Source organism: Streptomyces sp. NPDC049585 (genome assembly GCF_040675615.1).
Lineage (GTDB): Bacteria > Actinomycetota > Actinomycetes > Streptomycetales > Streptomycetaceae > Streptomyces > Streptomyces luteosporeus.
Map to the genome: position 1 here is coordinate 126,284 of NZ_JBFAPE010000004.1, position 24,584 is coordinate 150,867.

The following is a 24,584-nucleotide window of genomic DNA, read 5'->3' on the forward strand; positions in this document are numbered from 1 at the left end:
ACGGTCGCTCCCGGGCTCAGGCTGCGGACACTCGCCGATGTCGTCGGACATCTGGGCACGAGCAGGAAGACCGCGATCCTGGACGCCACCGAGATCCGAGTCCGCCGGCCTGCTCAGGGAACGGCCGGGCGGGGCCGTTTCATCTCGGGCAAGAGCAAGCAGAACGCGGTCAAGGTCATGGTGCTGACCGATGCCAAGGGCAGGCTGCTGTTCTGCGGCGAGGCCCGCCCCGGCGGCTGCCCCCGATATCACCCAGGCCCGCTACGCCGTGGACAGCCTCCGGGCCTCAGCCGTCGCACCCTTCCCGGACGGCACGTACACCCGGAACGTGACGGTCGTCCTCGGCAGTGCGCTGGTGACCGTCGTCCTGGGCGCTCTTGCCCAGCGGCGGACCCTGTGAGCCGCCCCGGCCGGCCATGTGTCCCAGTTCCCCGAACGCCTCGGCGCCCATCCAGAGGTTGCCGAGCAGCCACGGCAGGTTGGGAGCGTAGAAGATGAAGTAACCGTACGCGTCGTGCTCGGGCATGGCCGGGTATCCGGCGGCGTGCGCGTGCCAGAAGTACAGGACGACGGAGTAGGAGAGATAGGACGCCACCGTCAACTGCAACGGGTACCGCCAGCGGCTGCCGCGCAGCACGGCCCGGATCAGGGCCAGATTGAGAACCTGGGTGACACACACGTTCAGCGTCTCCAGGGCGAAGGGCAGATAGACGTCCCCTTCTCCGTAGTACGTCCGGTCACCGGCCCCGTAGAGGGCGAAGAGAGCGGCGAAGGGATCCTTCCGCGTCCGGATGGTGCGGAAGTGCAGGATGAAGTACAGCTCCAGGGAGAAGGCCAGGACGAGCGAGAAGCCGAGGAAGGAGAGGGTGAGGCGATCCTTCCGGGGCAGTCCCGGGCGGGACGCCGGGGCCGTCGTCCAGGCCCGCGCGGTCACGAGGGCTCCTTCCCTGTCGCCAGGCGGAGCCTTCCCAGGGCCCACAGCGGGAAGTAGGCGGCATAGAGGCGGTAGTCGAGCATGGCCGTGCCGAAGAAGACCCCGGCCGCCGTCTCCTGCCGCCAGGTCCCGTCCGGCGACTGGTGCGCGCACAGCCAGCGCACCCCCCTGCCGATCGAGCCGGCCGTCGGCGGGCGGATCTCCGAGAGCGCCAGCAGCGCCCAGGCCGTCTGGACCGGCTGGCTGCGCTCGCCCTCGACGTAGCGCTGCTCCAGACACCCGCGGTGATCCTCCGACCAGCCGCCGTCGGCTCGCTGGACGGACTCCATCCACCGGGCCGCCCGTGCCAACGCCGGATGCGAGGCAGGCACGCCCACGGCGCGCAGCCCCCGAACGGCGAACAGCGTGCCGTAGATCCGGTTGACGCCCCATGCCGCGGGCCACGAGCCGTCGGCCGACTGCGCGCGCAGCAGGAAGCGTACGGCGCGGCGGCGCGCTCCCGCGGACCGTCGGGCCGTCCGATCCGGCAGACGGGTGGCGAGTTCGGCCAGGGCGACCAGCGCCGAACCCGTGCACTCGATGTAGGAGTCCTCCACCACGCAGTGGGTGAACATCTCGGCAGGATTGAGACGTTCCAGCAGCCGGGGGCCGCGCCGGGGCTCGTAGGTGCCGAAGCCGCCGTCGCGGTTCTGCCTGCGCAGCAGGAACCGCGCCGCCTCGGTCAGCCGCTCCCGGTCGGGAACCGGTGCGCCAGGAACGGCTCGGGCGGCGTGCAGCAGCGCGGCGGCCGCTTCCGCCGTGCAGTCGCTGACCGGCCAGCGGTGGGCGCCGTCCGAGAAGCACCAGCCGCCCAGGGCGGGTTCCCTGGCCGTGACGTCCGGGTCGGAAACGTCCTCGGTCAGCTGTGCTCCGGTCAGGAACGCGCAGGCCGACCGGACGGCGGCCTGTCGCCGAGCCTCGTCGCCGCTTCCCCCGGGCGTCCCCGCCAGCATCGCCTCGACGGCGAACGCGGTGTCCCACGTGTGGGAGCGGGCTCCCGCGTACCGGATCCCGTAGGCAGCGTCGTGCCAGCGCCAGACCTCCACACCGGCGAGTGCCCGGTCGATCTCGTCCCGGTCCGCCCCCGCCGCGTGCAGCACGAGGATGTTGAGAAGGGAGCTGACCGGCGAGATGCCCGCCTGTCCGGTCACTTCCTGCTCGTGCCGGACACGTCGCAGGCAGCGGTCGAGGGCCCTTCGGCGGGGACCGGCCAGCGGTGCGCGCTCGTACACGCCGAGCACGGTGAAGACGGTGCGCAGGAGTCGTCCGGGCGGTACGAGCGCGTCGGTGCCCAGCCGGGTACGGTCCGCCGGGCGCGGCCAGTGATCGCCGTGCAGTTCCCGCCGCAGGGCCCGGCCCAGCTCGCCGAGGTCCGCCTGTACGCGCGCGCCGTACAGATATGCCATGGCCTGGTAGATGGTGCGGGTGTGGCAGTACAGGCGGTCGGGATGGAAGGGCGCTAGGCGGGGCAGCATGAAGATCTCGGGCGGTAGCGGGTTGACGGCGCGGTAGTCGTACAGGCCGGTCAGGGCCAGCCACAGTTTGCCCCAGGTCGGGATGGCCGCCACCCCGCCGGGCTGCGCGCGGAGCCAGGCGCTCGCCCGCGAGCACAGTGTCTCCTCGGCGCTGTGGCCGAGGAGACGCAGGGCGATGTAGGCAAGGGTGGTGCAGTAGAGGGAGGGGCCGGAGTCGGGATGCTGCCGCCAGCCGCCTTCGGGAGTGACCGTGGCGGCGTAGTGCCGCACGATGTCCGGACGCTCCGTCTTCGGCACCGGCCGGTCCACGAGCCGGCGGACGATGACGTACTGCGAGAGGATCATGCTGTTCCAGACCATTTCCCCTTCCCAGCTGCCGTCGTCCTGTTGACGGGAGCACAGGTGGTCAAGCGCGCGGCGATGCGCCTGCTGCGGGTCGGGAGCTGCCGTGGAGGGGCTCTCCGTCGAGGACGGCGATGCGGGAGGGGCGGGCTCGTTCGCGGTTCCGGTCAAGGAATTCCTGCCATTTGCGGATGGTGAGGTCCTGGAACAGGCCGACGGCGGGGTTGAGCTCGATGATCGCTTCGGTGTGGTGGAGCTCCCAGCCACGCTGTTCCGCCTCCACGGCGTCGCCGTCCTGGCGCAGCAGGGGCTCGACGGTGAGGGGCGCGGCCAGGCGCAGCAGGGTGCCCATGAGGGCGCGCGGCACCTTCCGGTGCGTGCCGGGGATCTTGAGCGCGTCGAAGTAGAAGAGGAAGAAGACCCGGGTGGTGCGCCGGTCCATGGGCAGTACGAAGCACCAGTGCTTGATGGAGCCGCCGGTGTCGGACCGCTGGTAGGGGTACTGGAAGGCCAGGTCGATGGAGGTGGTGTCGACGCGCCGGCGGTCGACGAACCGCCCGGAGACCGGTCCGCCGCCGATGCGGGTGTCGTAGGACAGGTGCACGGTGTCGCCGGCGGCTTCGAGCCGGGTCAGCTTCGCGTCCCAGAAGGGGCGGTACTTGCGGTGCAGGTAGGCGTGGCTGAAGTCGCTCACGTTGTCGATGACCATCGAGTGATGGGCGTTCCAGACGAAGGAGGCGTCCAGCCGGGACCACGGCCTGCTGCCGGTCAGTTCCGGGATGTCCGGAGGGGTGCGAGCGGCGGCCGAGGCGGGGTCGCCGGGAAAGATCCAGATGATGCCGTGGCGGCTGGTGACCGGATAGCTCGTGATCTTCACCTCGGGCTCGGCGCGGCCGAAGAGGTCGTGGGCGTAGTGGACGACCTTGCCGTCGCCGTCGTAGGTCCAGCCGTGATAAGTGCAGGTGAGGTGACACCCGTTGACCTCGCCGCCGGAGAGTTGGAGCTGGCGGTGGGCACAGCGGTCCTCCAGGGCGCGCAGGGTGCCGTCCGTGCCCCGGTAGACGACGATGGGCTGCCCCCAGAACCGCGTGGCCAGTGTCCTGCCCGGCTTCAGAGCCGCGTCGTACTCGACGGGGTACCAATAGTCCGGGTCCATCCCGGCGGCCCGTACCTTCGCCCGCTTGCCGCGGGCCTCGGCGAAGGCGGGCGGGCCACCGTGCCGGTGCGCGGGGACCTCATCGGTGCGGGAGCGATCACGGATCACGGGTGGTGTTCCCTGTCTCGGGAGGCAGTTTACGGTAGCGGACGGAGCGCGGCAGAGCCGGTGCGGCGACGAAGGTCGAGTAGTCGGGGCGGGGCTCGCCGCCCGTCGAGGTCAGTTCGACCCGGCGCAGCAGTACGCTCCAGACCGTCTTGACCTGTTGGTAGGCGAAGGCAAGGCCCACGCAGCGGCGCTTGCCGCCACCGAAGCCGATGAGGCTGTACGGCGGCCGGTGCTCACAGCGGGGCGGTAGATAGCGCGAGGGGTCGAAGCGGTCCGGCTCGCGGAAGACGTCGGGCATCCGGTGCGCCACGGCGGGGGACACCATGACGAGGCTGCCGGCCTTCACGGCGTGTCCGTCGAGCGTGAGGTCCCGCAGGGCCTTGCGCATCAGTACCGTCAGGGGCGGGTGCAGCCGCTCGGCCTCGCGCACGCAGCGCTCCAGCAGGTCCATGCGGTGCAGCGCCTGTGGTGTGACGTGCCCCTGCGCCCCGAGCACACCGAACTGTTCGGCCGTGACCGCGTCGAGATGGCGGGGATGGCGCAGCAGCAGCAGACCCGTCCACGTGGCGAGCACGGCGCTGGTGTGCTGGCCCGCGAAGATCATGGTGAGGAGAATGCCGGTCACCGTCTCGTCGGGCAGCCGTTTCCCCCGGTCGTCACTTGCCTGAAGGAGGGTGGCCAGCACGTCCTGGTGGCCGGTGGCCCGCCCGGGTGCCGCGCGCCGTTCGGCGATCACCTCGGCGATGGCGGAGGCGATGGCCGCTCGGGCGCGGTCGCGGCGCCGGAAGGCAGGCAGCGGTGCCTTGGGGCTGAGCACGCCGGCCAGCCGGATGCCGCTTTCGAGGTCGCGGTAGAGGGTGGCGAGTTGCGGTCCCATGCGCCGGTGGAACCCGTCACCGACCAGGCATCGCGCGGCGATGGAGACGGTGAGCCGGTTCAGCTCGGCGAGCAGGTCGATCTCGCCCGCGTCCGCCCAGCGGGCGACGTGCGCCTCGGACTCCTCCTCCATGACGCGTGCGTGTGCTTCCAGCCTGCGGGAGCCGAGCGCGGGCAGCAGATGCCCGATCTGCTGCTCCATCTCCGTCGGCTCGGCGTCGTAGGCGACGCCCTGCCCGAGGACCGGCGTCATGAAGCGGTAGGCCTCCCGGGCGCTGAGCACCGTCTCGTCCGCGCCGAAGAAGGCGGCGTGCGCCCGCGGCCCGCACGCGAAGTGCACCTCCTGTCCCAACAGCGGGAAGCGGAAGGCGTTTCCCACCCGCTCACGTGCGGCACTCAGGAGTCCCACGGGGTCGCGGCCGAAGGCGCGCACCGGGCCCAGCCATGGCAGGTGGCCACCGGGGAGCCGCGGGGCGTACGCCGGTACGGCGCCCGCGGCTTCGGTGGCGGTCATCGCGGGCTCCCGGTGCCGGCGGCGGCGTCCACGGCACTACGGGCCGCCGCCTTCGCCACGGGGTACAGGCGGCGGCGCCGCTCCACCAGGCCCCGGTCGACGAAGCAGCGGTAGGCGCGCTCGACCGCCTGGGCGATGCCGGTCGGCTGGTACCCCAGTTCGGCTCGGCTCAGGGAGCAGTCGGCGCGCCGGCGCGAACGGAGGAAACGGACCGCGGCCGGGGTGAAGCGCGCCTCGCGGTCCGGGGCCAACAGCCCCCGCGGGCCCTCCGCCAGCCTGGCGAGCACGGCCATGACGGGAGCGGGCAGACGCAACCGCGGCGTGGGCTGTCCGGTGACCTGGCTGTACAGGTCCATCATCTCGTCCACGGTGCGGAACTCCGTGGACAGCAGGTATTTGCGGCCCGGCCTGCCGCGCTCCATGGCCAGCAGATGTCCCTCCACGAGGTCCTGGACGGAGACGAACTCGAAACCGCCGGGCACGTAGGCCAGCAGCGTGCCGTGAGCGAAGTCCAGCAGCAGGCGGCCCATGCGGGAGGGACGGTAGTCGTGCGGGCCGATGATGGCCGTGGAGACGGCCACCACGACGTCGAGTCCCTGTGCGGCGGCCCGGTGGCACTCGTGCTCGACGAGCACCTTGCTGCGCGTGTACGGGGTGTGGTCCGCGAAGGGATAGTGGGGGTCCTCCTCGGTGCTCGGCCTGCCCGGCGGACCTCCCGTCGCGCTGAACGAGCCGGTGACCACCACCCGCCGCACCCCGGTCCGGCGCGCGGCGTCCAGCACATGACGGGTACCGACCACATTGACCCCGTAAATGCCGGGTGCCCCACGGGCCGAGGTGGAGATCCTCGCGGCGCAGTGGAAGATCCGGTCACAGCCGTCCACCGCCGCGGCTACGGCCCTTCGGTCCCGTAGGTCCCCCATGGCCCTCCGCACGGGGAGGCCCGCCAACGCCTTCGCGGCGGAGTGGGGGTCGTGCACCAGGACGCGGACCTGGTGGCCGTCGGCCACGAGGCGCCGGACAAGATTGGCACCGAGGTGTCCGCTGCCTCCCGTCACGAGGATCACGCCCTGCTCCTTCTCCCTGACCCGCGCCCCGGCCGAGGCGATGACATGCCGGCTCGCCGCGTGACGACCGAACCCCGTCACTCACCGTGCAGGCGATAGCACTTTATGAGTGCGCTCTGGTATGTCAAACGCCCCGTCCCGCACTCCAGAGAGGGAACGCAGGCTGATGAAGGTCGCAGACGCGGTGGTGGCCGGAGGCGGACCCGCCGGTTGCGCCGCTGCCCTGGCGCTTGTCCGGAACGGTGCCCACGTGCGGCTTCTCGAGCCGCGGGCCGACCGCCGCGGTCACTTCTCAGGAGAGTGGCTGCACCCTGCGGGCGCGGCGGCGCTGGAACGACTGGGCGTCAACCTGGATGGCCCCCGGTTCATCAGGAACGGCGGCTTCTTCCTGCACCCGGGTGACGGCGAGACACCGATCGAGCTGTCCTACGGGGCGGGCACCGCCGTCACCGCGCCACACCACCTGCTGGTCGGACACCTCCAGGCCCTGCTGCGGGACACCGCCGGGGCCGTACTGCTGCGCCGGCGCGTGCTGGGCGTGTCGGAGAAAGGAGAGGTCGTCAGCGACGCCGGCCGCATCGTCACGGGGTTGATCGTCGGTGCGGACGGACGCAGTTCGGCCGTCCGGCGGGCGATCTGTCCGGACGCCGATCCTCCCGTAACCCTCTCCCACACCGCGGGGCTCGTCCTCAGGGGCGTGGGCCTGCCGGCCGAGCACCGTGGGCACATCTTCCTCGGCGGGCCCGGGCCGGCGCTCGCCTACCGCATCGGCGACGACGAGGTCCGCCTGTGCTTGGACGTCCCCCTCGGGCGGCCCGGACCGGCCCGGGTCGGCGCCTACTTGGAGCGGGGTTACGCCCCGCACCTGCCAGGCGACCTGGCACGCTCCTTCCGAGGGCAACTGCGGGAGGGCAACATCCAATGGTCCGCCAGCCGGTTCCTCCGCAGGGACTTCTTCGGGCGGGGCCGCGTCGCGCTGGTCGGTGACGCCGCCGGCCACGGGCACCCCCTGGCGGCACAGGGGCTGACCTGTGCGCTCCTCGACGCGGAATGCCTCGGCGCGCACGCCGGTCCCGCCGACTACCGGCGCAGCCGCACCCTGCGGTCCCGCACCCCCGAGCGCGTGGCCGCCGCCGTGCACCGCGTACTGACCGGCACGGATCCCGCCACCCTCGCACTGCGCCGCTCGTTGCTCGGCCTGTGGCGCACCGACCCCCAGGGGCGCACCCGCACCATGAGACTGCTGGGACTGCAGGACCACCGCAGGAGCGCTTTGTGCCGCGTCGTGGCCGGCATCGCGGGCGACGCCGTGGTCTCCACTCTCCGAAGCCCCGGTGACGACATGCTCCGTCTGGCATCGACCATCGCGGGGCTCACGGCGTGGCTGCTGTGGATGAGCGGCTCCCATGTCGGCCTCCCCCCGCGGCGATCGGCACGCAGAGTGGCCCTCTTCGGCCCGCACGTATAGGTACCGCATGCGGGGGCCGGGAGAGAACCCGGAGAGAAGAGGTCAGTAGAGAAAGGGAATCATGCGGAACCGGGCCCGCCGGCAGTACTCCTCCCACAGCGGGCCGTACTTGGCGCGGCAACGCCGGTCGTCGCGGTGGGCCCGGTGCGCAAAGAGCATGGCAAGGAACAGCAGCACCGTATAGGGGACGACGGACTCGGTGCCGCACAGTGCTGTCCAGCTGACGTAGAGGAGGAACTCACCCGTGTAGTTGAGCTTTCTGCCGACCCCCCAGAACCCGGACACCAGCAGGCTCCCGCCGACCGTCTCCACCGGGCGTCCCCAGACGCTGCGCAGGCGACCTCTCCTGAACCGGTGTTTCTGCTCATTGGCCCCCCGGAACAGCCAGAACCCACCGAGGAAAAGCGCCGTACACGCCACGGCCGACCCGGGCGGAAGCGGCTCTCGCATCCCGGTCAGGGTGCGCCCCGGCAGGCTGTAGAAGAAAGGGACGAGGACATAGTCGCCCCAGACCAGCATCCACCCGAATCTCTCGGCGAGGATGTCCCAGGTGTGGAGCATTCCTCCCTCGAACTGGAAGTAGTTCGCGATGTAGAGGAAGAAGAACGCCTGGTAGAGCGCCATTCTGGCGGTGACCGAACCCTGGTCCAGGTACTGCGTGGCCAGGAACGAGACGTTGATGAGGAACAGGCCGATCAGTGAAGGGCGGTACGAGAACATCTTGAGGTCGACGCCCCACCACTGCGGGTTCAGTTCCACACCGCGGATGTAGTCGACGAGCCCCCTCAGCGGTCCCGCCCCGCGCGCGCCGGGGTGCCGGCGCCGGCCGTATACGTGGAGGACCGTCGCCAGGACGAAGGCGAAGGCGTTGGCGGCGACGAACAACTCGCCTGCATGGCGGGCGGGATAGGTCAGCGCCGTGGGGAACCGGATCCATGCCGCCGCGGCCGCCAGTGCGGCCGCGAGGAAGAGTCTCAGCCCGTTCAGGCGGTACCGTGCGCGGACGCCTCCGGCTCCTTCGGCTCCCTGCTCGACGGGGCCGGGAACCACCCGCGAAGCGACGAACAACAGGCCCACAAAGGCCACAACGACGACGACCGCCACGCGCACCTCGGTCACTACTGGACGCCACGAGCACACCTACGCGCCGGAAACCGTATCGAGGGGACGACCCGGGAGACTCCGCCGGCCACCGATGTAACCCTTGAGAGGGAAGGGCCGACTGCCGGGCCCCATGCGCCTGCGGCCGTCGGGGAAGACCCTGTACGGTTCCCCCGGTCACACGACGCAGGGCCCCTGCCGGGGCGGACGTCGCTCGTCGTGTGCCGGCCGAAGCGCGCCTCCCGTCACTCACCGAGAAGGAACGCCAGCCATGACGAGCGACTCCCAGCAGGTTTCCCGGCTCGCGGAACTAGCGGCCGATCGCGTCACCCGGGACGCCAACTTCGTGGAACTGGTGGCCACGTACTACGGGCTGGTGAACGACATCTACTGCGCCGGATGGGGCGAGTCCCACCACTTCCCGCCCTTCAACGGGGAGGCCACGCTCCAGGAGGCGCAGCGAGCGGTGGAACGCCGCCTGGCCGACCGTGCGGGCCTCCGCCCGGACATGACGGCGCTCGACGTGGGCAGCGGCGTGGGCGGACCCGCGCGGACGATCGCGGCCCACTCCGGCGCCCACGTCACGGGCCTGGACCTCAGTGCCCTGCGCGTCCGGCAGGCCCGTGAGAAGGCCGGGGAAGCCGGCCTGGCCGAGCGCACCACATTCGTCGAGGGCGACGCGAGGAACATGCCGTTCCCCGCCTCCACCTTCGATGTCGCCTACAGCTTCCAGGCGATCTGCCACGTACCGGACAAGACCCGGGTGCACACGGAGATCGCACGCGTCCTGAAACCCGGTGGGGTCTCCCTCGGCTACGACTGGCTGGCCCGGGAGGGCCTGTCGGCCGAGGAGACCAACCGCTTCATCGAGCCCATCTGCCGCTACCACGGCCTGTCGCACCTGTCCTCGCCCCGCGAACTGACCGACCAGCTGCGCACTGCCGGGTTCACCGGGGTACGGGTGAGCAACGCGGCCGGGGAAGGCGACCTGGAGCCCGTCTGGAAGATCCTGGACGAGGTGAACGCCATGGCCGGCAGTGAGGAGATCACTCCCCTCCTCCGCTTCATGCTCCGGGGCACTCTCGCCCTGTGCGAAGCGGCACGCGCCGGCCACTTCCTCATCGGCGTGTGGGAAGCGCGGAAGCCCACAGCCCTGCCGGAGCGCCGATGACCTTGCGGAAGGAGCCGCCCAGGACGTCCGCGGCCGCAGAGTCCAAGGAGAGCACCACCAATGCCCCGCTCGTCCCTCTGGTTTCCGGAGGGTTGCCGCGTCGCGCTCGACGGCCGTGACCCGCCCGGCCCCGAGTACGCGGGCGGCCAAGGCCGTTGAGTACCCCGGTCCGGCCCCCAGCTCCAGATAGGACAGGCCGGGCCGCAGGCGCAGGTCGTGCAGCATCTGGACCGTCATCGACAAGGGAGACTCCCCAGTTCTCCTCCCAGCCGTCCAGGTTGTGCGCGCAGTGGACAAGCGGTTCCAGCTCTTCGGGGTAGCCGAGGCCCTCAGCAATGTCGGCCCAGATGAGCCAGGTGCCCGAGGTGGGATCCAAGGTTCCGTCGGCGATCTGACCGGAGACCCAGTCGGCCATCGCCCACCTTGCCGCGCGAGGATCGGCGGGAGGATGGAACAACGAACTCCAACTCCTCCAGCACCTGGTCGAAGAGTGCTGGCGCGTCAGGCTCTTCGCTGCGGAGGAGACCGGCCAGCATGGCGAGAGAGGCTCTCAACCCCGGCAATCAGCGTGTCCAGCCCTGCCTGGATGAGCCGGTCTGACCCGACATGCCTGTCGTATGCCCTCTCCCGCGCGATGTGGCTGAGCTGCCTGAGAGCGTCATCCTGGGTCATCGGAGTCTTCTAGGCCGGAATCTGGGAGAAGAAGGCTTCGCACACCCGCCGACACGGCTGCACCGTGATTCCCTTCGAGAGCCGACTGCCCTGACGGACGATCTTCTCCGTGGACTGTCGCCCACGACCAGCGTGAGCACCCCTAAAACCGGTCATACCAGCCCTTTGACCTGCGACTTCAAGTTGGCGCAAGCTCACCGACAGGCCATGGCGGTCGGCGGCGGAGTGAGTCCCGGCGATCGTCGGTCGGCAGGGTTCCCCTGGTCAGGTCCGTTTGGTGATCGCTCGGGTCGCTTGCTGACTATTTGCTGACCAGTCGTGCCCCTTCTGCCTCCTGACCTGCAGATCCTCAGGCGTCCGGAACGTTGATGAGCATTTTCACGGGGCACTCCTCGGGGGTGGGCGGACTCGGCGTTGCCGGGTGTGCCGGCAGGCTGTGGCGGCCGGCCCCATGGCGGTGAGGTCGCGGACATGCCCATGGGCTACCCGATCAAGGCGGCTGAGTATGCCTCCTCTGCGGCACGAGGTCGCCGAGGGGGTGGGTCGTTGCACCGAATGGATGCGGAACATGTCGTCCGGGGGCTCTCCCCACCCCGTACGGGCCCGCTGGCCGGGCCTCGGACAGGCGCGCTGACCGGATGGGTCGGTTTCTCTCGATCGCGGAGGCTGGGCACGTCGAACATGCTCGTCCGATCGGAGAACCGATGTTCAACTTGAAGCCCTCGCGCTGCACGATGGTGCGCACCGCCGTGGTGACGCTGGCCGGAGCGGCTTGCGCCGCCATGATGACCGGCAGCGCCGAAGCCATCGTCAACGGGAGGGATTCCACGCAGCGTTACCCGTTCATGGTGTCGATCCCGGTGACGGGTGCGGAGGATCCTGCTTTCAAGGGTGTCTGCGGAGGATCGTTGATCGACTCGGAGTGGGTGCTCACAGCCGCCCACTGTGTGGACCCGACGCTTGTCACCCTGGACGGCACCGTCCGGATCGGCAGTGAGTGGAAGAACTCCGGGGGCACGGTCCGGTCCGTCGCGAGGACGGCGTCCCACCCGGGCTACAGGAACGGCGAGGGCACCGGCCCCAACCGCAACGACGTCGCTCTGATCCGCCTGAACCGCCCGGTGGCCGAGAAGCCCATCCGCATCGCCCGGCAGCCGGGGCGGCCCGGCACCCCGACCCGGCTCCTGGGCTTCGGCACCGTCGACGACGCACCGGACCCCGCGAAGTGGGACTTCCCCAACCGACTCCAGGAACTCGACGCGCGCAGGGGTGCGGTCTCCGAGTGCGCGCCGGGCTACGCGGACAGCACCCGCCTGTGCACGATCAGCCAGGTGCCCAAGGCCATGGCATGCCACGGCGACTCGGGCAGCCCCCAGCTCCAGCAGGACCGGCAGGGGCGCTGGGAACTCATCGGCGTCACCTCGGGCCCCGGCGCCCCAGGCGTGCGCTGCAGCGAAGGCCCGGGGCTCTACACCAGCGCACCCGCCTACGCAGGCTGGATCCACAAGACGACAGTCCGCAACGGCTGATCCGCGACGCCGGCGCCCTCTGCGCGACGCGACCCGGACGCGCTTGAACCGGACGAAGACGGCGCCGGCGAGAAGTGACCGGGTCGGATCCTGCGAGAGCATGGCGGGACGAGGCGTGCGTCGTCACGCACGAACCCTGAGGCCGTCCAGGACTAGGTCGAGCAGGCGCTCTGCCTGCTGTCGGTGTTCCGTGCCCGCCGACGTGAGGGCGATGCCCTCCAGCGCGGCGCTGATGTCGGTGGGGAGGATGTCGGCCCGGATCGTCCCGGCTGCCGCGCAAGCGTCCATGAGGGTGGTGACAGCAGCCTGGATCATCTCCCTGCTGTGCCCATAGGGGTTGCTTCCCGTTGCGGCGATGGCGCGCAAGGCGTCGATCATGCCGTATTTCGTGGTGACGTAGTCCAGGAAGAGACGCGTCCACGAGCGCAGGGCCTCGTCGGGCGACTTCTGCGCCAGTAGGGAAGAGACGGAATCGCACAACTGGGCCACCTCGTTACGGTAGACCGCCTCGACCAGGGCTTCCCGGGTGGGGAAGTTGCGGTACAGAGTCGCACTGCCCACGCCGGCTTCCTTGGCGATTCGGTCCATCTGCGCGTTCAGGCCCTCCGTGGTGAACACGCGTGCCGCAGCGGTGAGGATCCTGTCCCTGTTGCGCTGAGCGTCGGCGCGCAACGGGCGGTGCGCTTCGGCGGCCATCTTCTTGGCTGTCCTTCCCGGGGATGCCCCATTTGCCAAGGGGGGAGTTCCCCGCTTACCTTCGAATAAGTGGGGATGTCCCCACTTCACTGTAGGTCACGCGACGATCTGCACACACCCCTTGGAGGGAACCTGATCATGTCGACCATCCAAGGCAAGGTCATCGCGATCACGGGTGCCAGCAGCGGCATCGGTGAGGCGACCGCGAGCTTCCTGGCCGACAAGGGAGCCCTGCTCGTTCTCGGAGCCCGGCGGAAGGACCGCCTGACTGCCGTCGTGGACGGCATCACCGCCAAGGGAGGGACCGCCACCGGCGTCATCGTCGACGTCACACGCCGCGAAGACCTCCACCGCCTCACCGATACCGCCATCGAGCAGTACGGCCGCCTCGACGTTCTCGTCTCCAACGCGGGCACCATGGCCGTCTCCCCGTTCGACGAACTGCGCCAGGACGACTGGGATGCCATGGTCTCCACCCACATCACCGGACTGCTCAACGGCATCGCTGCGGCCCTCCCCGTCTTCCGCCGGCAGAACTCCGGCCACTTCGTCAATGTCAGCTCCACCGCGGCCTACGTCGTCAAATCCCCCCAAGCCGTCTACGCGGCCACCAAGGCGGCGGTGAACGTGATCTCCGAGGGCCTGCGCCAGGAATCGGGTCCTGACCTGAGCGTCACCGTCGTATCGCCCGGGTTCACCCACACGGAAGGTGTCGGCAAGGGAGCCACCCCCGAGGTCTCCTTCGCGATGACTCGGATGCGCGACGAGATCGCCATGCCGCCCTCCGCCATCGCCTCCGCCATCGGCTATGCGATCGAGCAGCCCGTCGGCGTCGACGTCAACGAGATCGTCGTCCGACCCACCATGCAAGCCTGACAACACCGCTGAACGCCGGGATCGCCCCGTCGCCGAACGACGGACTGTGCGCCGCCGAGGTCAAGAGCAGCAAGGGGCGGCGGGCGACGCCCCGGGTCAATCGTCGTTTTCGTGCGGCCGATCGCAACGAGAGAGATCCGTATCCGCCAGCGGCTCCCCCTTCGGTGTCATGTACGTGGCCCACAGCACCAGGGGAGTGGTTCCCTCGTTGCGCCCCTCGTGGACGTAGCCCTTGCCTTCGGTGATCGAGTCGCCCGTCCGGTACACATGGACCCCGCCGGGGTACACGGGCGCGTAGTGGGTGAGCGTGCCGGACTTCACGACGCCGACCAACTGGCCGTGATGGCAGTGCTTGCCCGTGGAACCGCCCGGCGGGATGGTGACTTCACGGAAATTGACCTGCACGGGGCCTAAGACCGCCACCTTCACCGGACCGGTCTGCGTGCCTTGCGCGATCTCCTCGATCCGGGGCGCCGGACCCGCGGTGTCCGAGGGCAGGCAGAAACCGACCGTCGCCACCAGAGCCGCTGCTGCGACCGTTGACTGCAGTGCGCGGGACAACCTCATGGGACAAGTCCCTTCCCTTGGATGCCGGTTACGTTCCTGATGCCGGCGGGGATGCCGGGACCGTCGAACCGGTACTGGGCGCAAGGGTAGAGGCGTCCGGTGCGGGGAACGAGAAGGGGCGTGGAGGGGACGTACCGCTTCGGGGGGAGCGCATGGGTGATCCGGCGAGAACCGAACCGGCCCTGACGGTCGCGCGCGAGCCGCACCCGTTCCGCCAGCGCGCCCTGCGGGTGCTGACGCCGGCGCTCGCCCTGCTCCTGACGGTGTCCGGAACGGCCGTACTGGCGACGGCAGGCCATCTGCTGCTGCCTTTCCAGCGACTGACCACCCTGGAGGGGCGGCTGGCATCGAAGGCCGGGTTCTTCGAGGACGAGCAGGTCACCCGGATCCTGCTGGAGCACGGCATCCGTGTACGCACCGTCAGCTCGGGCTCGCGCGAGGTGGCGACCGGCAGTCTGGACGGCTACGACTTCGTCTTCCCCTCCGGCGAGCCCGCCGGGGACCTCATCTCCAGTACCCGGCAGAAACAGCACCGGTACACCAACATCTACCGCCCGTTCGACAGTCCCCTGGTCCTGGCGACCTACCGCGAGTACGCCGAGACGCTGCGGGACGCGGGCGCGGCCCGTCCCCAGACCGGGTCCGGTACGGGCGAGCCGCTCTACTACTCCCTCGACATGAACCGGTTCCTCGCCCTCACCGAGCACAACCGGCGCTGGAACGACCTCGGCATCGGCAGGCACGGCTTGAGCAACGGCAACGTCGTGCTCGCCCAGACCTCCGACATCTGCGAGTCCAACTCGGCAGGCACCTACCTGGGCCTGGTCGCCTTCACCCGCAACGGGAACGACGTCCCGACGGACCTGCGGCGGGCCGACGAGATCGCCGCGAAGGTCAAGCCCCTGCTGATCCGCCAGGGCAGCCCCGGCGCGGATCTCTTCAAGTACTACGCCTCACCCAACGACCACCGGCTCGACCCCGTCGTCGTGGTCTACGAGCACCAGTTCCTCGCCTACCAGGCCGGGTACCGCACCAGACACCGCACGGTGGACACCGAACGCGTCCTGCTGTACCCCACGACCCGGATGCTGACCCAGCCGCAGTTCATCGCCCTCGACCGACGGGCCGACCGACTCGGCGAACTGCTCGAGCACAACCCGGAACTCCAGCGCCGCGCGACGGAACTCGGCTATCACGTCCTCGGTGCCGACGCGCTGACCGGACGCCTGCGGCAGCAGGGCGTACCGGCCCCGCCGGCGGCCGGCGGGGACGAGACCGCGGCACGGATGCCGGAACTGGAGATACTCGAGCGCATGATCGCCGCCGTCAAGAACTGCCCGGCGCCCGCGACGAACTGACGAGGTGACCCGTCGTGCCCGTATTCGGCGATCGTCCGTGGTGGGGCATCTGGTGGCCCTGGATGCTCCTGTGGCTGGTGACCGCGGTGAGCGCCGTTGCACTGGTGATCCTCACGATCGCCGCCCGACGGCGCGGCAGGCGCCCCTCGGAGCGTCTGGTGACCGACCGGACCTGCCTCTACCTGGACAACCGGACCATCATGGACCAGGCGCAGATGAACAGATACGCCGTGGCGCTCAGAAAAGAGGTCGAGCAGCGGACCATGCGCAGCTGGGCGGCCAAGCTCGCCGTGCAGATCCTGCCGTTCCTCAGCCCGGACTCCGGCGTCGAGGCGAGCAACGAGGTCGTCACCAAGTACATCGAGAAGGCCGAGGCCATCTCGGCGATCGGCGTCATCGTCGACGGCCTGGAGCGCAGCAACGCCATCGTCCACGCCGACCTGCGCCGGGGCACGGTGCGGCGGAACGCGGCGCTGGCGAAGGCGTACGCGGGACGGTTCCCCGAGGGTCCCGTGCCACTGAGCTGCACCGAGAAGCTGTTCGTCCTGCTCACCGGGGACTTCCGCAAGGACGATGCCGCCCCGGCCGAGAACCGGACCGTCCTCCTCGCCGATTACGGCAGACCCCCGCACACCGCGCGGGTCCGGGTGTCCTGCAACTCCCGGGGACTGCGCGGCGAGCTGGACTCCGACCGCTTCTCCGCCCTCTGCCTGGGCAAGGTGCAGAACTGGAAGGCCGAGGAGGGCGTCCTGGAGGTCCGCCCTCTGGCGATCTTCAGCTGACCCGGGACCGTCGGTGACCGGCCCGCTGTACGTCCTCGTCCTCGCCGGGGCCGTCGCGGCGAGCGTGGCGTGGCTGAGCACCAGCGAGCGACACGCTTCATCGGCATCCGCATCGGCCCAGGCGTAGGTGCAGGCGCCGGGCGGTATTCGGCGCGCGCCTGGTCACACGTCCCAGGTGACCGGGAGGCTCTTCACTCCGTGGATGTCCGCGGTCTCGGGGCGCAGCGCGACCTCTTCGGCCGGTACGGCCAGGCGCAGGGTGGGGAAGCGGTTGAGCAGTGCGGGGAGGGCCACCCGCATCTCGATGCGGGCCAGTTGCTGGCCCAGGCACTGGTGGATGCCGTGGCCGAAGGCCAGGTGGCCGGTGGTCTGCCTGCGGAGGTCGAGCACGTGGGGGTCGGTGAAGCGTTCGGGGTCGCGGTTGGCCGTGTTGTACGACAGGATCACCGTCGTGCCCGCCTCGATGGTGCGGCCGCCCACCTCGACGTCCTCCAGCGCCGTCCTCATGAACGTCTTGGCGACGCTCAGATACCGCAGCAGCTCCTCCACGGCACCGTCGGTGAGCGCGGGGTCGGCGCGCAGAGCGGCCAGTTGCTGCGGGTGCTGCAGCAGCGCGAAGGTGCCGAGGGCCAGCATGTTCGCGGTGGTGTCGAACCCTGCGGCCAGGAGAAGCAGACTGATCCCCTGCAGTTCCTCATCGGTCAGATCGCTGCCGGTGAGGTCGCTGAGCACGTCGTCGGTGGGGTTCGCGCGCTTGGCGGCCACCAGCTCCGCGAGGTAGTTCTGTGTCGCGGTGTAGGCCGCTATCAGCTCCTCCTCGCCCGTCTCCCCGCTCATGAACGTGTCGATCTGCTCCTGGAAGGAGCCCCGGTCCTCGTACGGCACGCCCAGCAGCTCACAGATGACGATGGTGGGGACGGGCTTGGCGAACGCGGTCACCAGGTCGGCCGGCGGTCCGGCCTTCTCCATGGCGTCCAGGCAGTCGGTGGTGATCTGCTCGACTCGCTCGGTGAGTTGCCGCATCCGGCGCACGGTGAACTTGCCCGCCAACGGCTTGCGGTAGCGGCGGTGCCGGGGGTCGTCCATGAGGAGGAACTCGCCGGGCGGCGCCGGCGGCACCTCGATGTCGCCGTAGTCGATGGTCGGATGGTGGCGCATGAGCTCCTTGCGCGAGCTGAACCGCGAGTCGGCCAGGACCGACTTGACCAGGTCGTACCCGGTGATCAGCCAGCCCTGGTGCCCATCGGGGAAGGGGTAGCGGCTGATCGGGCCGTGCTCACGGGCCTGGATCAGCTCCGCCGGCGGGTCGAAGGGGCAACCGCGCTGACGCGCCGTCGGCAGCGTGGTGACGGTGTGAAGGGACTCGCTCATGACCATTCCTCATCTCGCGACGGCAAGCGTTGAACATTGCTCGAAAGCTACGTTGCGTTCAGAGTTGCGTCAATCGGCCTAACTGTGGTTTGCCTGCTCAGAGTTGGTGAATTGATGCAATGGCGCTGAAGCCGAATGCAACGTTGCGTTGCAATGAATGACGGCGAAGGCAACCCGACCTGTTGTCGTCCTCCCACCTGTGCCGTCGCTCCCGCTATCCCGAGCCCCGGGTGTTGTCAGTCCGTAGCGTTCCGGATGTCCTCGTCGACCGGCCGTGGCTACCGTGCCGCTGGCCCATTCATCCGACCCGACGTGCCCTTCGAGGGGGGAGGAACGCCACGTGCTCCACGGTCTTCGCACCGGCGCGCTGCGCCTCGTTCTCGCGGCGACGTTCGCCGTACTGCCGTCGCTGGTGACCCCGTCATCGGCCTCCGCCGCACCACGGCTCGCCGGTTTCGCCGCGTCGTGCCCGACGTCCGGTTTCATCTCCGATGCCTACGGCGGAGCCCGCGACCACGACGGCATCGACATCGCCAACGCCCTCGGCACGCCGATCCACGCCGTGGGCGACGGGGAGGTCATCGACTCCGGCCCCGCCCAGGGCTACGGCCAGTGGATCCGCATCCTGCACCCCGACGGCACGGTGACCGAGTACGGGCACATGTACCAAAGGGATGTCGCCGTGGGAGAGCGGGTGACGGCAGGCCAACGCATCGCGCTCATGGGGGCCGAGGGCGAGGCCAGTGGTCCCCACCTCCATCTTCGGGTGCGGCGTGACACCAGCATGCGTCATGGCATCGACCCGATTCCCTACCTCGCGGACCGCGGCGTGACCGTACCGTGCACGCCGGGCCGGCGGCCCGGGCCTGCGCCGTTGGTGTATCCGGTGGAGTCGGGGCGGGTGGTCTCGGCGCGGTCGGCCGACGGTCGTCTGGAGGTGTTTGCTGCCGGGGCGGATGGTGTGCATCATGCCTGGCAGTCGCAGGTCAACGGTGGTTGGTCGGAGTGGGAGAAGCTGGGCGGCCCCGGGAATGCACAGCTCGCCATTGCGCCCAATGCGGACGGTCGTCTGGAGGCGTTCGCGATCAACGGTGATGTGGCCAAGCACCGTTATCAGCTTTCTCCCTCGGGTGCCTGGTCGGGCTGGGAGGACTTCGGCACCGGCGGCAGCAGCGCCGCTGCCGGGGTCAATGCCGACGGGCGGATCGAGGTGTTCGCCTCGGGGCCGACCGGGGTCTTCCACCGGTATCAGACGGCGCCCAACGGTGGCTGGTCGCCGTGGGAGTCGTCGGGCGGTGGCCCCGGCGGGAGCCGGGTGAAGATGGAGAAGTCGTCCGACGGGCGTCTTGAGGTGTTCGCGCTCAACGGGACCGTTTTCCAGCATCAGTACCAGACTTCCGTCAACGGCGGATGGTCGCAGTGGGAGGACTTCGGTGGTGGTGGTCATGACGTGACCGTCGACCACAATGCCGACGGTCGCCTGGAGGTCTTCGCCTCCGGTCCGGTGGGCGTCTTCCACCGGTACCAGACCGGTCCCACCGGCTGGTCGGGCTGGGAGCCCGTACGGGGCCCCGCCAATTCCCGGCTCACCAGCGACCGTACCGCCGACGGGCGCGTCGAGGTCTTCGCCATCAACGGTGACGTCGCCATGCACATCTGGCAGCAGGGCCTGAACGCTTCCTACAGCGACTGGGACACCTTCGGCACCGGCGGGAGCGACGTCACCGCCGCGACGAACGCCGATGGCCGGATCGAGGTCTTCGGCACCAGCAGGGACGGGGTCCACCACAAGTGGCAGACCGGCTTCAGCACCTGGTCCGAGTGGACCTGGGTCAACGGCACCTCCGGTCCCTCCGTCCCATGACCGACCACCCGAAGGGGCAGCAGGTGAGAAGAATGCAGCGCGTCCGGCGACGTGCCTTACCACGCATCGTTCTGTCGGTGCTCGCATCGCTGCTCGTGGCGGCGGGCATGGTGGGCGGCGCCTCACCGGCGCAGGCCGACCCGAGCGATCTGTGTGCCCAGGTCGGCTACAACGCCGGCTGGCGCGGCCAGGCCCTGGAGCTCGCCGTCGCCGTCGCGCTGGCCGAGTCCAGCTGCAATCCGTCCGCGTCCAACACGACGAACAACACCCCACCGTCGACCGACCGCGGGCTGTGGCAGATCAACAACTACTGGCACAAGGAAGTCGACGACGCCTGCGCCTACGAGCCCCAGTGCAATGCGAACGCGGCCTTCCGCATCTCCAACGAGGGGCGGAACTGGGAGCCCTGGTCCACGTATGTGATGGGTCACCACCTGCGGCACATGGGCGAGGCACGCGCCGCGGTGGCGCGTCTGGGAAGTCCCGGCACCGGGCCTGCGCCGTTGGTGTATCCGGTGGAGTCGGGGCGGGTGGTGTCGGCGCGGTCGGCCGACGGTCGTCTGGAGGTGTTTGCTGCCGGGGCGGATGGTGTGCATCATGCCTGGCAGTCGCAGGTCAACGGGGGTTGGTCGGAGTGGGAGAAGCTGGGCGGTCCCGGGAATGCACAGCTCGCCATTGCTCCGAATGCCGATGGCCGTCTGGAGGCGTTCGCGATCAATGGTGATGTGGCCAAGCATCGCTATCAGCTTTCTCCGTCCGGGGCCTGGTCGGGTTGGGAAGACTTCGGCACGGGCGGCAGCAGCGTCACCGCGGGCGTCAATGCCGACGGGCGGATCGAGGTATTCGCCTCCGGCCCGACCGGGGTCTTCCACCGGTACCAGAACGCTCCGAACAGCGGGTGGTCGAACTGGGAGTCGTCGGGCGGTGGTCCGGGTGGCAGCCGGGTGAAGATGGAGAAGTCGTCCGACGGGCGTCTTGAGGTCTTCGCGCTCAACGGGACCGTCTTCCAGCATCAGTACCAGACTTCTGCCAATGGCGGCTGGTCGCAGTGGGAGGACTTCGGTGGCGGTGGTCATGACGTGACCGTCGACCACAATGCCGACGGTCGCCTGGAGGTCTTCGCCTCCGGTCCGGTGGGCGTCTTCCACCGGTACCAGACGAGCCCGACGAGCTGGTCGGGCTGGGAGCCGACGCGCGGTCCGGCGAACGCCCGGCTCTCCAGCGACCGCAGCCCGGACGGGCGCGTGGAGGTCTTCGCCATCAACGGTGATGCCGCCCTGCACATCTGGCAGAAGGGCGTCAACGCCGCGTACGTCGACTGGGACACCTTCGGCACCGGCGGCACCGACATCGCCGCCGCGACGAACGCCGACGGCCGGATCGAGGTCTTCGGCACCGGCCGCGACGGGGTCCACCACAAGTGGCAGACCGGCTTCAGCACCTGGTCCGAGTGGACCTGGGTCAACAGCACCTCCGGCCCGCCCATCACCTGACCCGCCCCCCTCCCGCGGCCGGCCGTGGCGACGAGCCCGGCCGGCCGCGGCACACCACCCGGAGGACCCGTGCATCCGATCAGCAGACGCCGCCTGCTCCAGGGCTCCGCCGCGGCCGGTGCGCTGGCCCTGCTGGGTGCCGGCGGCGCCGTGTCCGCCGCCGCTGCTCCGCCCCCGCCCCACCGGTGGGTCGGCGCGGGGCCCTTCACCCACGTCCACGACCCGTCCACCCCCGGTGAGCGGCGCTATCTCAACGACCACACGCTGATCGAGGCGGGGGGCCGCTGGCACCTGTTCGGCATCGTCGGTGCCGCGGCGCCTGCCGGCCGGTCCCCCGACAGCGCGGCCGAGATCTCCTTCGCCCACGCCTCCGCGCCGCACCCCACCGGCCCGTGGACCGCGCACCCCGACGCGCTGACCGTCGACCGGTCCTACTTCGGGGAGGAACACCTGTGGGCGCCGCACGTCGTCGAGGTGGGTGGCACGTACTGGATGTTCTACGCGGCCGGGGGCCGCAACGGGGCCGCGATCAACCTCGCCACCTCGACCGACCTGTTCACCTGGACCCGTGTGCCGAGCGGCCCGCTCTTCCGGGGCCGCGCGGCACGCGACCCGATGGTGGTGCGGATCGGTGGCCGCTGGGTCATGTACTACACCGAGCTGTCCCCGGACGGCCGGCACGTGGTCGCCTTCCGGCGCTCCGACGACCTGGTGCACTGGAGCGAACCGGGCGTCGCCTTCACCGACGCGAGCACCGCCGCGACGGTGTCCGTCACCGAGTCGCCCTTCGTCGTCGAACGGGACGGCTGGTACTACCTGTTCATCGGCCCGCGCAACGGCTACGACGGCACCGATGTGCTCGCCTCCCGGGACCCTTTCCACTTCGTCCTGGACGGCTACGCGGGCCACGTGCCCGGGCACGCCGTCGAGGTGGTCACCGCCGCAGGGCAGTGGTACGCGACGGCCGCGGGCTGGTTCCACCAGGGGCTGTACGTGGCCCCGCTGGACTGGCGGGACGTCCCACCGCCCTGGCAGAGCCCGGACAACCCGGCCGCCGCACTGGACGTCGACGGCCGGCTGAACGTGTTCGCCCTGGACGCGGGCGACCGCTCGATGCTGCGTCGCGTCCAGCTCGACCCGCAGTCCGACACCTGGTCGCCGTGGGAGGCGTTCGGCGGGCCGGCCGGGGCGGTCCCCACCCTCGGCCGCAACGCCGACGGCCGGCTGGAGGTGTTCTCCCTCGCCCCGGACGGTGCCGCGCTGGACCACCGGGTGCAGCGCCCGGACGGCGGATGGGCCGGCTGGGAGCGGTTCGGCGGCCCGGCGGGCGCCGCCCCGGCCGTCGCCCGCAACGCCGACGGGCGGCTGGAGGTCTTCGCCCCGGCCCCGGGCGGCGCATCCCTCGCCCGGCGACGACAGCAGGCGCCCGGAGCGCCGGCGTGGGAGGAGTGGGACGCGGGCTTCGGCGGGCCCGCGGGCGCGCCGCCCGTCGTCGCCGTCAACGCCGACGGCAGGCTGGAGGTCTTCGCCCTCGCGCCCGGTGGGGCGGGCATCCTCCACCGGTGGCAGGAGGCGCCGAACGGCGGCTGGGCGCAGTGGAGTCCCTTCGGCACCGCGGCCGGCACCGCGCCGCGGGTGGCACGTGACGGCAGCGGCCGGCTCACCGTCGTCGCCACGGCCCCGTCCGGCCTGGCGACCTTCCACCGGCGCCAGTCGGTGCCCAGCGGCGGCTGGGACGACTGGCGGCCGATGACCGGCTGGACGGACGCGGCCCCCGCGCTCGTCCCCGACGCCGACGGCCGGCTGGAGGCCTTCGCCCTGCCGCCCGGAGGGGCGCCGCTCGCCCGCCTCCGGCAGGCCGCGCCCGGCGGGGCCTGGGACGCCGGCGGCGACTTCGGCGCGTCCGGCGTCCGGCTCGCCGCCACGCCCACGGCGGCGATCGACGCCACCGGACGGATCCACGTCCTCGCCGTCACCCCCGAGGGCCGGATGCTCACCCGCGTCCAGGACGCGCCCGGTGGCCCCTGGCGCCCGTGGACGGCCTTCGGCGACCGCACGATCGCGCCCCTCCGGACGGGCACCCCCGCCTTCTGACCCCTGCTCTTCTGACCCCGCCTTCTGACCCCGCCTTCTGACCCGCCATCTGACCCGCCTTCCGACCCGCCTTCTGGCGGGACGGCCGCCGGGTGGGGAGGATCGGCCGGGTGACGACGGATCAGGAACGCCCGGAACAACAACGCTCGGATCAAGAGCACCCCACCACTCACCGGATGCTCCGTACGAATCAGGAGAACTGGGACGCCCGTGCCCCCGTGCACGCGGCGAGCGCCTTCTACGGACTGGACGGCTCCCGGTCCGCCGAGGACTGGTTCGCGCCCTTCGAATGGAAGGACCTCGGCGACCTCCGCGACCGCGACGTGCTGCACCTGCAATGCCACCTGGGCACGGACACGCACGCGTTCGCCCGGCGCGGCGCGGCCCGCACCGTGGGCCTGGACTTCTCGGGGGAGTCGGTGACGCGGGCCCGGCGCATCGCGCGCGAGGCCGGAGTGGACGTCGAGTTCGTGCAGGCCGATGTCCACGAGGCGGTCGACGCCCTGCACGGACGGCGATTCGACGTGATCTACACCGGCAAGGGCGCCCTGTGCTACCTGCCGGACCTCCCGGCGTGGGCGGACGTCGTCCGTGCCCTCCTGCGCCCCGGCGGCATGCTGTACCTGGTCGAGTTCCACCCGCTCCTGAACGCTCTGGGTCCGGCCCCGGACCCCGGGCGGCAGACGCTCGAACTCACGGCCGACTACCTGGCCGGCCGCGGCGCGATCAGGAAGGACGCGCCGCACACGTACACGGACGGGCCGCCCCTGGAGGGCGCGACCACCTGTTTCGAGTGGCGGCACGGGCTGGGTGACGTCGTCACCGCCCTCGTCGGCGCGGGCCTGCGTGTGGAGCTGCTGCGGGAGACGGAGCTGCTCCCGTGGAAGCGCTTCGAGGCCATGGTCCCGGCCGGCGGGCTGTGGTGGCGCCTGCCGGACGAGGAACCGCGGATCCCCTTGCTGTTCGCCCTGCGTGCGGTCAGCGCCCAAGCCGAGCACTTCTCGTGACGTTATGGGTAATGTTCGGCCTGT

At 70.5% G+C, this 24,584-nt stretch carries 19 protein-coding genes and 1 pseudogene; 10 read left to right on the forward strand and 10 right to left on the reverse strand.

Going from position 1 to position 24,584, the window contains the following annotated elements:
* Window positions 1-286: 286 nt before the first annotated feature.
* The 5 genes from AB0K17_RS06670 to AB0K17_RS06690 are packed head-to-tail and all read right to left on the reverse strand — an operon-like array spanning window position 287 to window position 6,511.
* On the reverse strand, window positions 287-934 hold the full coding sequence (locus AB0K17_RS06670) for an emopamil-binding family protein (protein WP_365964675.1): 648 nt from the start codon (window positions 932-934) through the stop codon (window positions 287-289).
* Complete coding sequence (locus AB0K17_RS06675) at window positions 931-2,808, reverse strand: prenyltransferase/squalene oxidase repeat-containing protein (protein ID WP_365964674.1); 1,878 nt, start codon at window positions 2,806-2,808, stop codon at window positions 931-933. The genes AB0K17_RS06670 and AB0K17_RS06675 overlap by 4 nt, the downstream gene beginning before the upstream one ends.
* A 46-nt stretch (window positions 2,809-2,854) precedes the next feature.
* Window positions 2,855-4,054 (reverse strand): aromatic ring-hydroxylating dioxygenase subunit alpha, encoded by a 1,200-nt coding sequence (locus tag AB0K17_RS06680; protein WP_365964673.1) that lies wholly within the window; start codon window positions 4,052-4,054, stop codon window positions 2,855-2,857.
* A complete protein-coding gene (locus tag AB0K17_RS06685) occupies window positions 4,044-5,444 on the reverse strand; it encodes a cytochrome P450 (RefSeq protein WP_365982310.1) in 1,401 nt (466 codons plus the stop codon). The genes AB0K17_RS06680 and AB0K17_RS06685 overlap by 11 nt, the downstream gene beginning before the upstream one ends.
* The gene (locus AB0K17_RS06690) at window positions 5,441-6,511 is read right to left on the reverse strand and encodes an NAD-dependent epimerase/dehydratase family protein (RefSeq protein WP_365964671.1); all 1,071 of its coding nucleotides are present in this window, start codon (window positions 6,509-6,511) and stop codon (window positions 5,441-5,443) included. Before AB0K17_RS06690 ends, AB0K17_RS06685 begins: the two co-directional genes overlap by 4 nt.
* A gap of 166 nt (window positions 6,512-6,677) precedes the next feature.
* On the opposite strand from AB0K17_RS06690, the gene AB0K17_RS06695 reads away from it, so the two are divergent.
* Complete coding sequence (locus AB0K17_RS06695) at window positions 6,678-7,979, forward strand: FAD-dependent monooxygenase (RefSeq protein ID WP_365982312.1); 1,302 nt, start codon at window positions 6,678-6,680, stop codon at window positions 7,977-7,979.
* Between the two features lie 42 nt (window positions 7,980-8,021).
* Here AB0K17_RS06695 and AB0K17_RS06700 read toward each other — a convergent pair whose 3' ends face one another.
* On the reverse strand, window positions 8,022-9,098 hold the full coding sequence (locus tag AB0K17_RS06700; RefSeq protein WP_365982313.1) for a hypothetical protein: 1,077 nt from the start codon (window positions 9,096-9,098) through the stop codon (window positions 8,022-8,024).
* Window positions 9,099-9,351: 253 nt separating this feature from the next.
* On the opposite strand from AB0K17_RS06700, the gene AB0K17_RS06705 reads away from it, so the two are divergent.
* A complete protein-coding gene (locus AB0K17_RS06705; RefSeq protein ID WP_365964668.1) occupies window positions 9,352-10,251 on the forward strand; it encodes a methyltransferase domain-containing protein in 900 nt (299 codons plus the stop codon).
* Between the two features lie 156 nt (window positions 10,252-10,407).
* On the opposite strand, the pseudogene AB0K17_RS06710 reads toward AB0K17_RS06705, so the two are convergent.
* A pseudogene (locus AB0K17_RS06710) lies at window positions 10,408-10,488 on the reverse strand (hypothetical protein); the annotation flags it as partial.
* Between the two features lie 1,139 nt (window positions 10,489-11,627).
* Here AB0K17_RS06710 and AB0K17_RS06715 point away from each other — a divergent pair.
* Complete coding sequence (locus AB0K17_RS06715; RefSeq protein WP_365982315.1) at window positions 11,628-12,452, forward strand: serine protease; 825 nt, start codon at window positions 11,628-11,630, stop codon at window positions 12,450-12,452.
* 123 nt (window positions 12,453-12,575) lie between these two features.
* On the opposite strand, the gene AB0K17_RS06720 is transcribed toward AB0K17_RS06715, so the two are convergent.
* Window positions 12,576-13,148, reverse strand: a complete 573-nt coding sequence (locus AB0K17_RS06720; RefSeq protein WP_365982316.1) for a helix-turn-helix domain-containing protein — start codon at window positions 13,146-13,148, stop codon at window positions 12,576-12,578.
* Between the two features lie 138 nt (window positions 13,149-13,286).
* Here AB0K17_RS06720 and AB0K17_RS06725 point away from each other — a divergent pair, with 138 nt between their 5' ends.
* Complete coding sequence (locus AB0K17_RS06725) at window positions 13,287-14,024, forward strand: SDR family oxidoreductase (RefSeq protein ID WP_365982317.1); 738 nt, start codon at window positions 13,287-13,289, stop codon at window positions 14,022-14,024.
* Window positions 14,025-14,120: 96 nt separating this feature from the next.
* Here the strand turns inward: AB0K17_RS06725 and AB0K17_RS06730 are convergent, their stop codons facing one another.
* A complete protein-coding gene (locus AB0K17_RS06730; protein ID WP_365982318.1) occupies window positions 14,121-14,591 on the reverse strand; it encodes a cupin domain-containing protein in 471 nt (156 codons plus the stop codon).
* Between the two features lie 152 nt (window positions 14,592-14,743).
* Here AB0K17_RS06730 and AB0K17_RS06735 point away from each other — a divergent pair, with 152 nt between their 5' ends.
* Together AB0K17_RS06735 and AB0K17_RS06740 are read left to right on the forward strand one after the other, a co-directional pair.
* Window positions 14,744-15,949, forward strand: coding sequence for a hypothetical protein (locus tag AB0K17_RS06735; protein WP_365982319.1), 1,206 nt, complete (start codon window positions 14,744-14,746; stop codon window positions 15,947-15,949).
* 14 nt (window positions 15,950-15,963) lie between these two features.
* Window positions 15,964-16,731: a hypothetical protein gene (locus AB0K17_RS06740; protein ID WP_365982321.1), complete on the forward strand. Its 768-nt coding sequence runs from the start codon at window positions 15,964-15,966 to the stop codon at window positions 16,729-16,731.
* Window positions 16,732-16,893: 162 nt separating this feature from the next.
* On the opposite strand, the gene AB0K17_RS06745 is transcribed toward AB0K17_RS06740, so the two are convergent.
* Window positions 16,894-18,102 carry a cytochrome P450 gene (locus tag AB0K17_RS06745; protein ID WP_365964660.1) on the reverse strand — a complete coding sequence of 403 codons (1,209 nt, stop codon included), beginning with the start codon at window positions 18,100-18,102 and terminating at the stop codon, window positions 16,894-16,896.
* Window positions 18,103-18,442: 340 nt separating this feature from the next.
* Here AB0K17_RS06745 and AB0K17_RS06750 point away from each other — a divergent pair, with 340 nt between their 5' ends.
* The 4 genes from AB0K17_RS06750 (at window position 18,443) to AB0K17_RS06765 (ending at window position 24,560) form a co-directional block, all read left to right on the forward strand.
* The gene (locus AB0K17_RS06750; protein WP_365982322.1) at window positions 18,443-19,966 is read left to right on the forward strand and encodes a peptidoglycan DD-metalloendopeptidase family protein; all 1,524 of its coding nucleotides are present in this window, start codon (window positions 18,443-18,445) and stop codon (window positions 19,964-19,966) included.
* Window positions 19,963-21,459 (forward strand): transglycosylase SLT domain-containing protein, encoded by a 1,497-nt coding sequence (locus tag AB0K17_RS06755; RefSeq protein WP_365982323.1) that lies wholly within the window; start codon window positions 19,963-19,965, stop codon window positions 21,457-21,459. Before AB0K17_RS06750 ends, AB0K17_RS06755 begins: the two co-directional genes overlap by 4 nt.
* A gap of 69 nt (window positions 21,460-21,528) precedes the next feature.
* A complete protein-coding gene (locus tag AB0K17_RS06760) occupies window positions 21,529-23,553 on the forward strand; it encodes a family 43 glycosylhydrolase (protein WP_365982324.1) in 2,025 nt (674 codons plus the stop codon).
* A 176-nt stretch (window positions 23,554-23,729) separates the two neighbouring features.
* The gene (locus AB0K17_RS06765; RefSeq protein ID WP_365964656.1) at window positions 23,730-24,560 is read left to right on the forward strand and encodes a class I SAM-dependent methyltransferase; all 831 of its coding nucleotides are present in this window, start codon (window positions 23,730-23,732) and stop codon (window positions 24,558-24,560) included.
* Window positions 24,561-24,584: the final 24 nt, after the last annotated feature.

Excerpts from the sequence above, each read along its gene's own strand:
- AB0K17_RS06675 (WP_365964674.1), bottom strand. The coding sequence starts at position 2,808 with ATGGTCTGGAACAGCATGATCCTCTCGCAGTACGTCATCGTCCGCCGG.
- AB0K17_RS06685 (WP_365982310.1), bottom strand. The coding sequence starts at position 5,444 with ATGACCGCCACCGAAGCCGCGGGCGCCGTACCGGCGTACGCCCCGCGG.
- AB0K17_RS06695 (WP_365982312.1), top strand. The coding sequence starts at position 6,678 with ATGAAGGTCGCAGACGCGGTGGTGGCCGGAGGCGGACCCGCCGGTTGC.
- AB0K17_RS06705 (WP_365964668.1), top strand. The coding sequence starts at position 9,352 with ATGACGAGCGACTCCCAGCAGGTTTCCCGGCTCGCGGAACTAGCGGCC.
- AB0K17_RS06715 (WP_365982315.1), top strand. The coding sequence starts at position 11,628 with ATGTTCAACTTGAAGCCCTCGCGCTGCACGATGGTGCGCACCGCCGTG.
- AB0K17_RS06720 (WP_365982316.1), bottom strand. The coding sequence starts at position 13,148 with ATGGCCGCCGAAGCGCACCGCCCGTTGCGCGCCGACGCTCAGCGCAAC.
- AB0K17_RS06725 (WP_365982317.1), top strand. The coding sequence starts at position 13,287 with ATGTCGACCATCCAAGGCAAGGTCATCGCGATCACGGGTGCCAGCAGC.
- AB0K17_RS06730 (WP_365982318.1), bottom strand. The coding sequence starts at position 14,591 with ATGAGGTTGTCCCGCGCACTGCAGTCAACGGTCGCAGCAGCGGCTCTG.
- AB0K17_RS06735 (WP_365982319.1), top strand. The coding sequence starts at position 14,744 with ATGGGTGATCCGGCGAGAACCGAACCGGCCCTGACGGTCGCGCGCGAG.
- AB0K17_RS06745 (WP_365964660.1), bottom strand. The coding sequence starts at position 18,102 with ATGAGCGAGTCCCTTCACACCGTCACCACGCTGCCGACGGCGCGTCAG.
- AB0K17_RS06755 (WP_365982323.1), top strand. The coding sequence starts at position 19,963 with ATGACCGACCACCCGAAGGGGCAGCAGGTGAGAAGAATGCAGCGCGTC.
- AB0K17_RS06765 (WP_365964656.1), top strand. The coding sequence starts at position 23,730 with ATGCTCCGTACGAATCAGGAGAACTGGGACGCCCGTGCCCCCGTGCAC.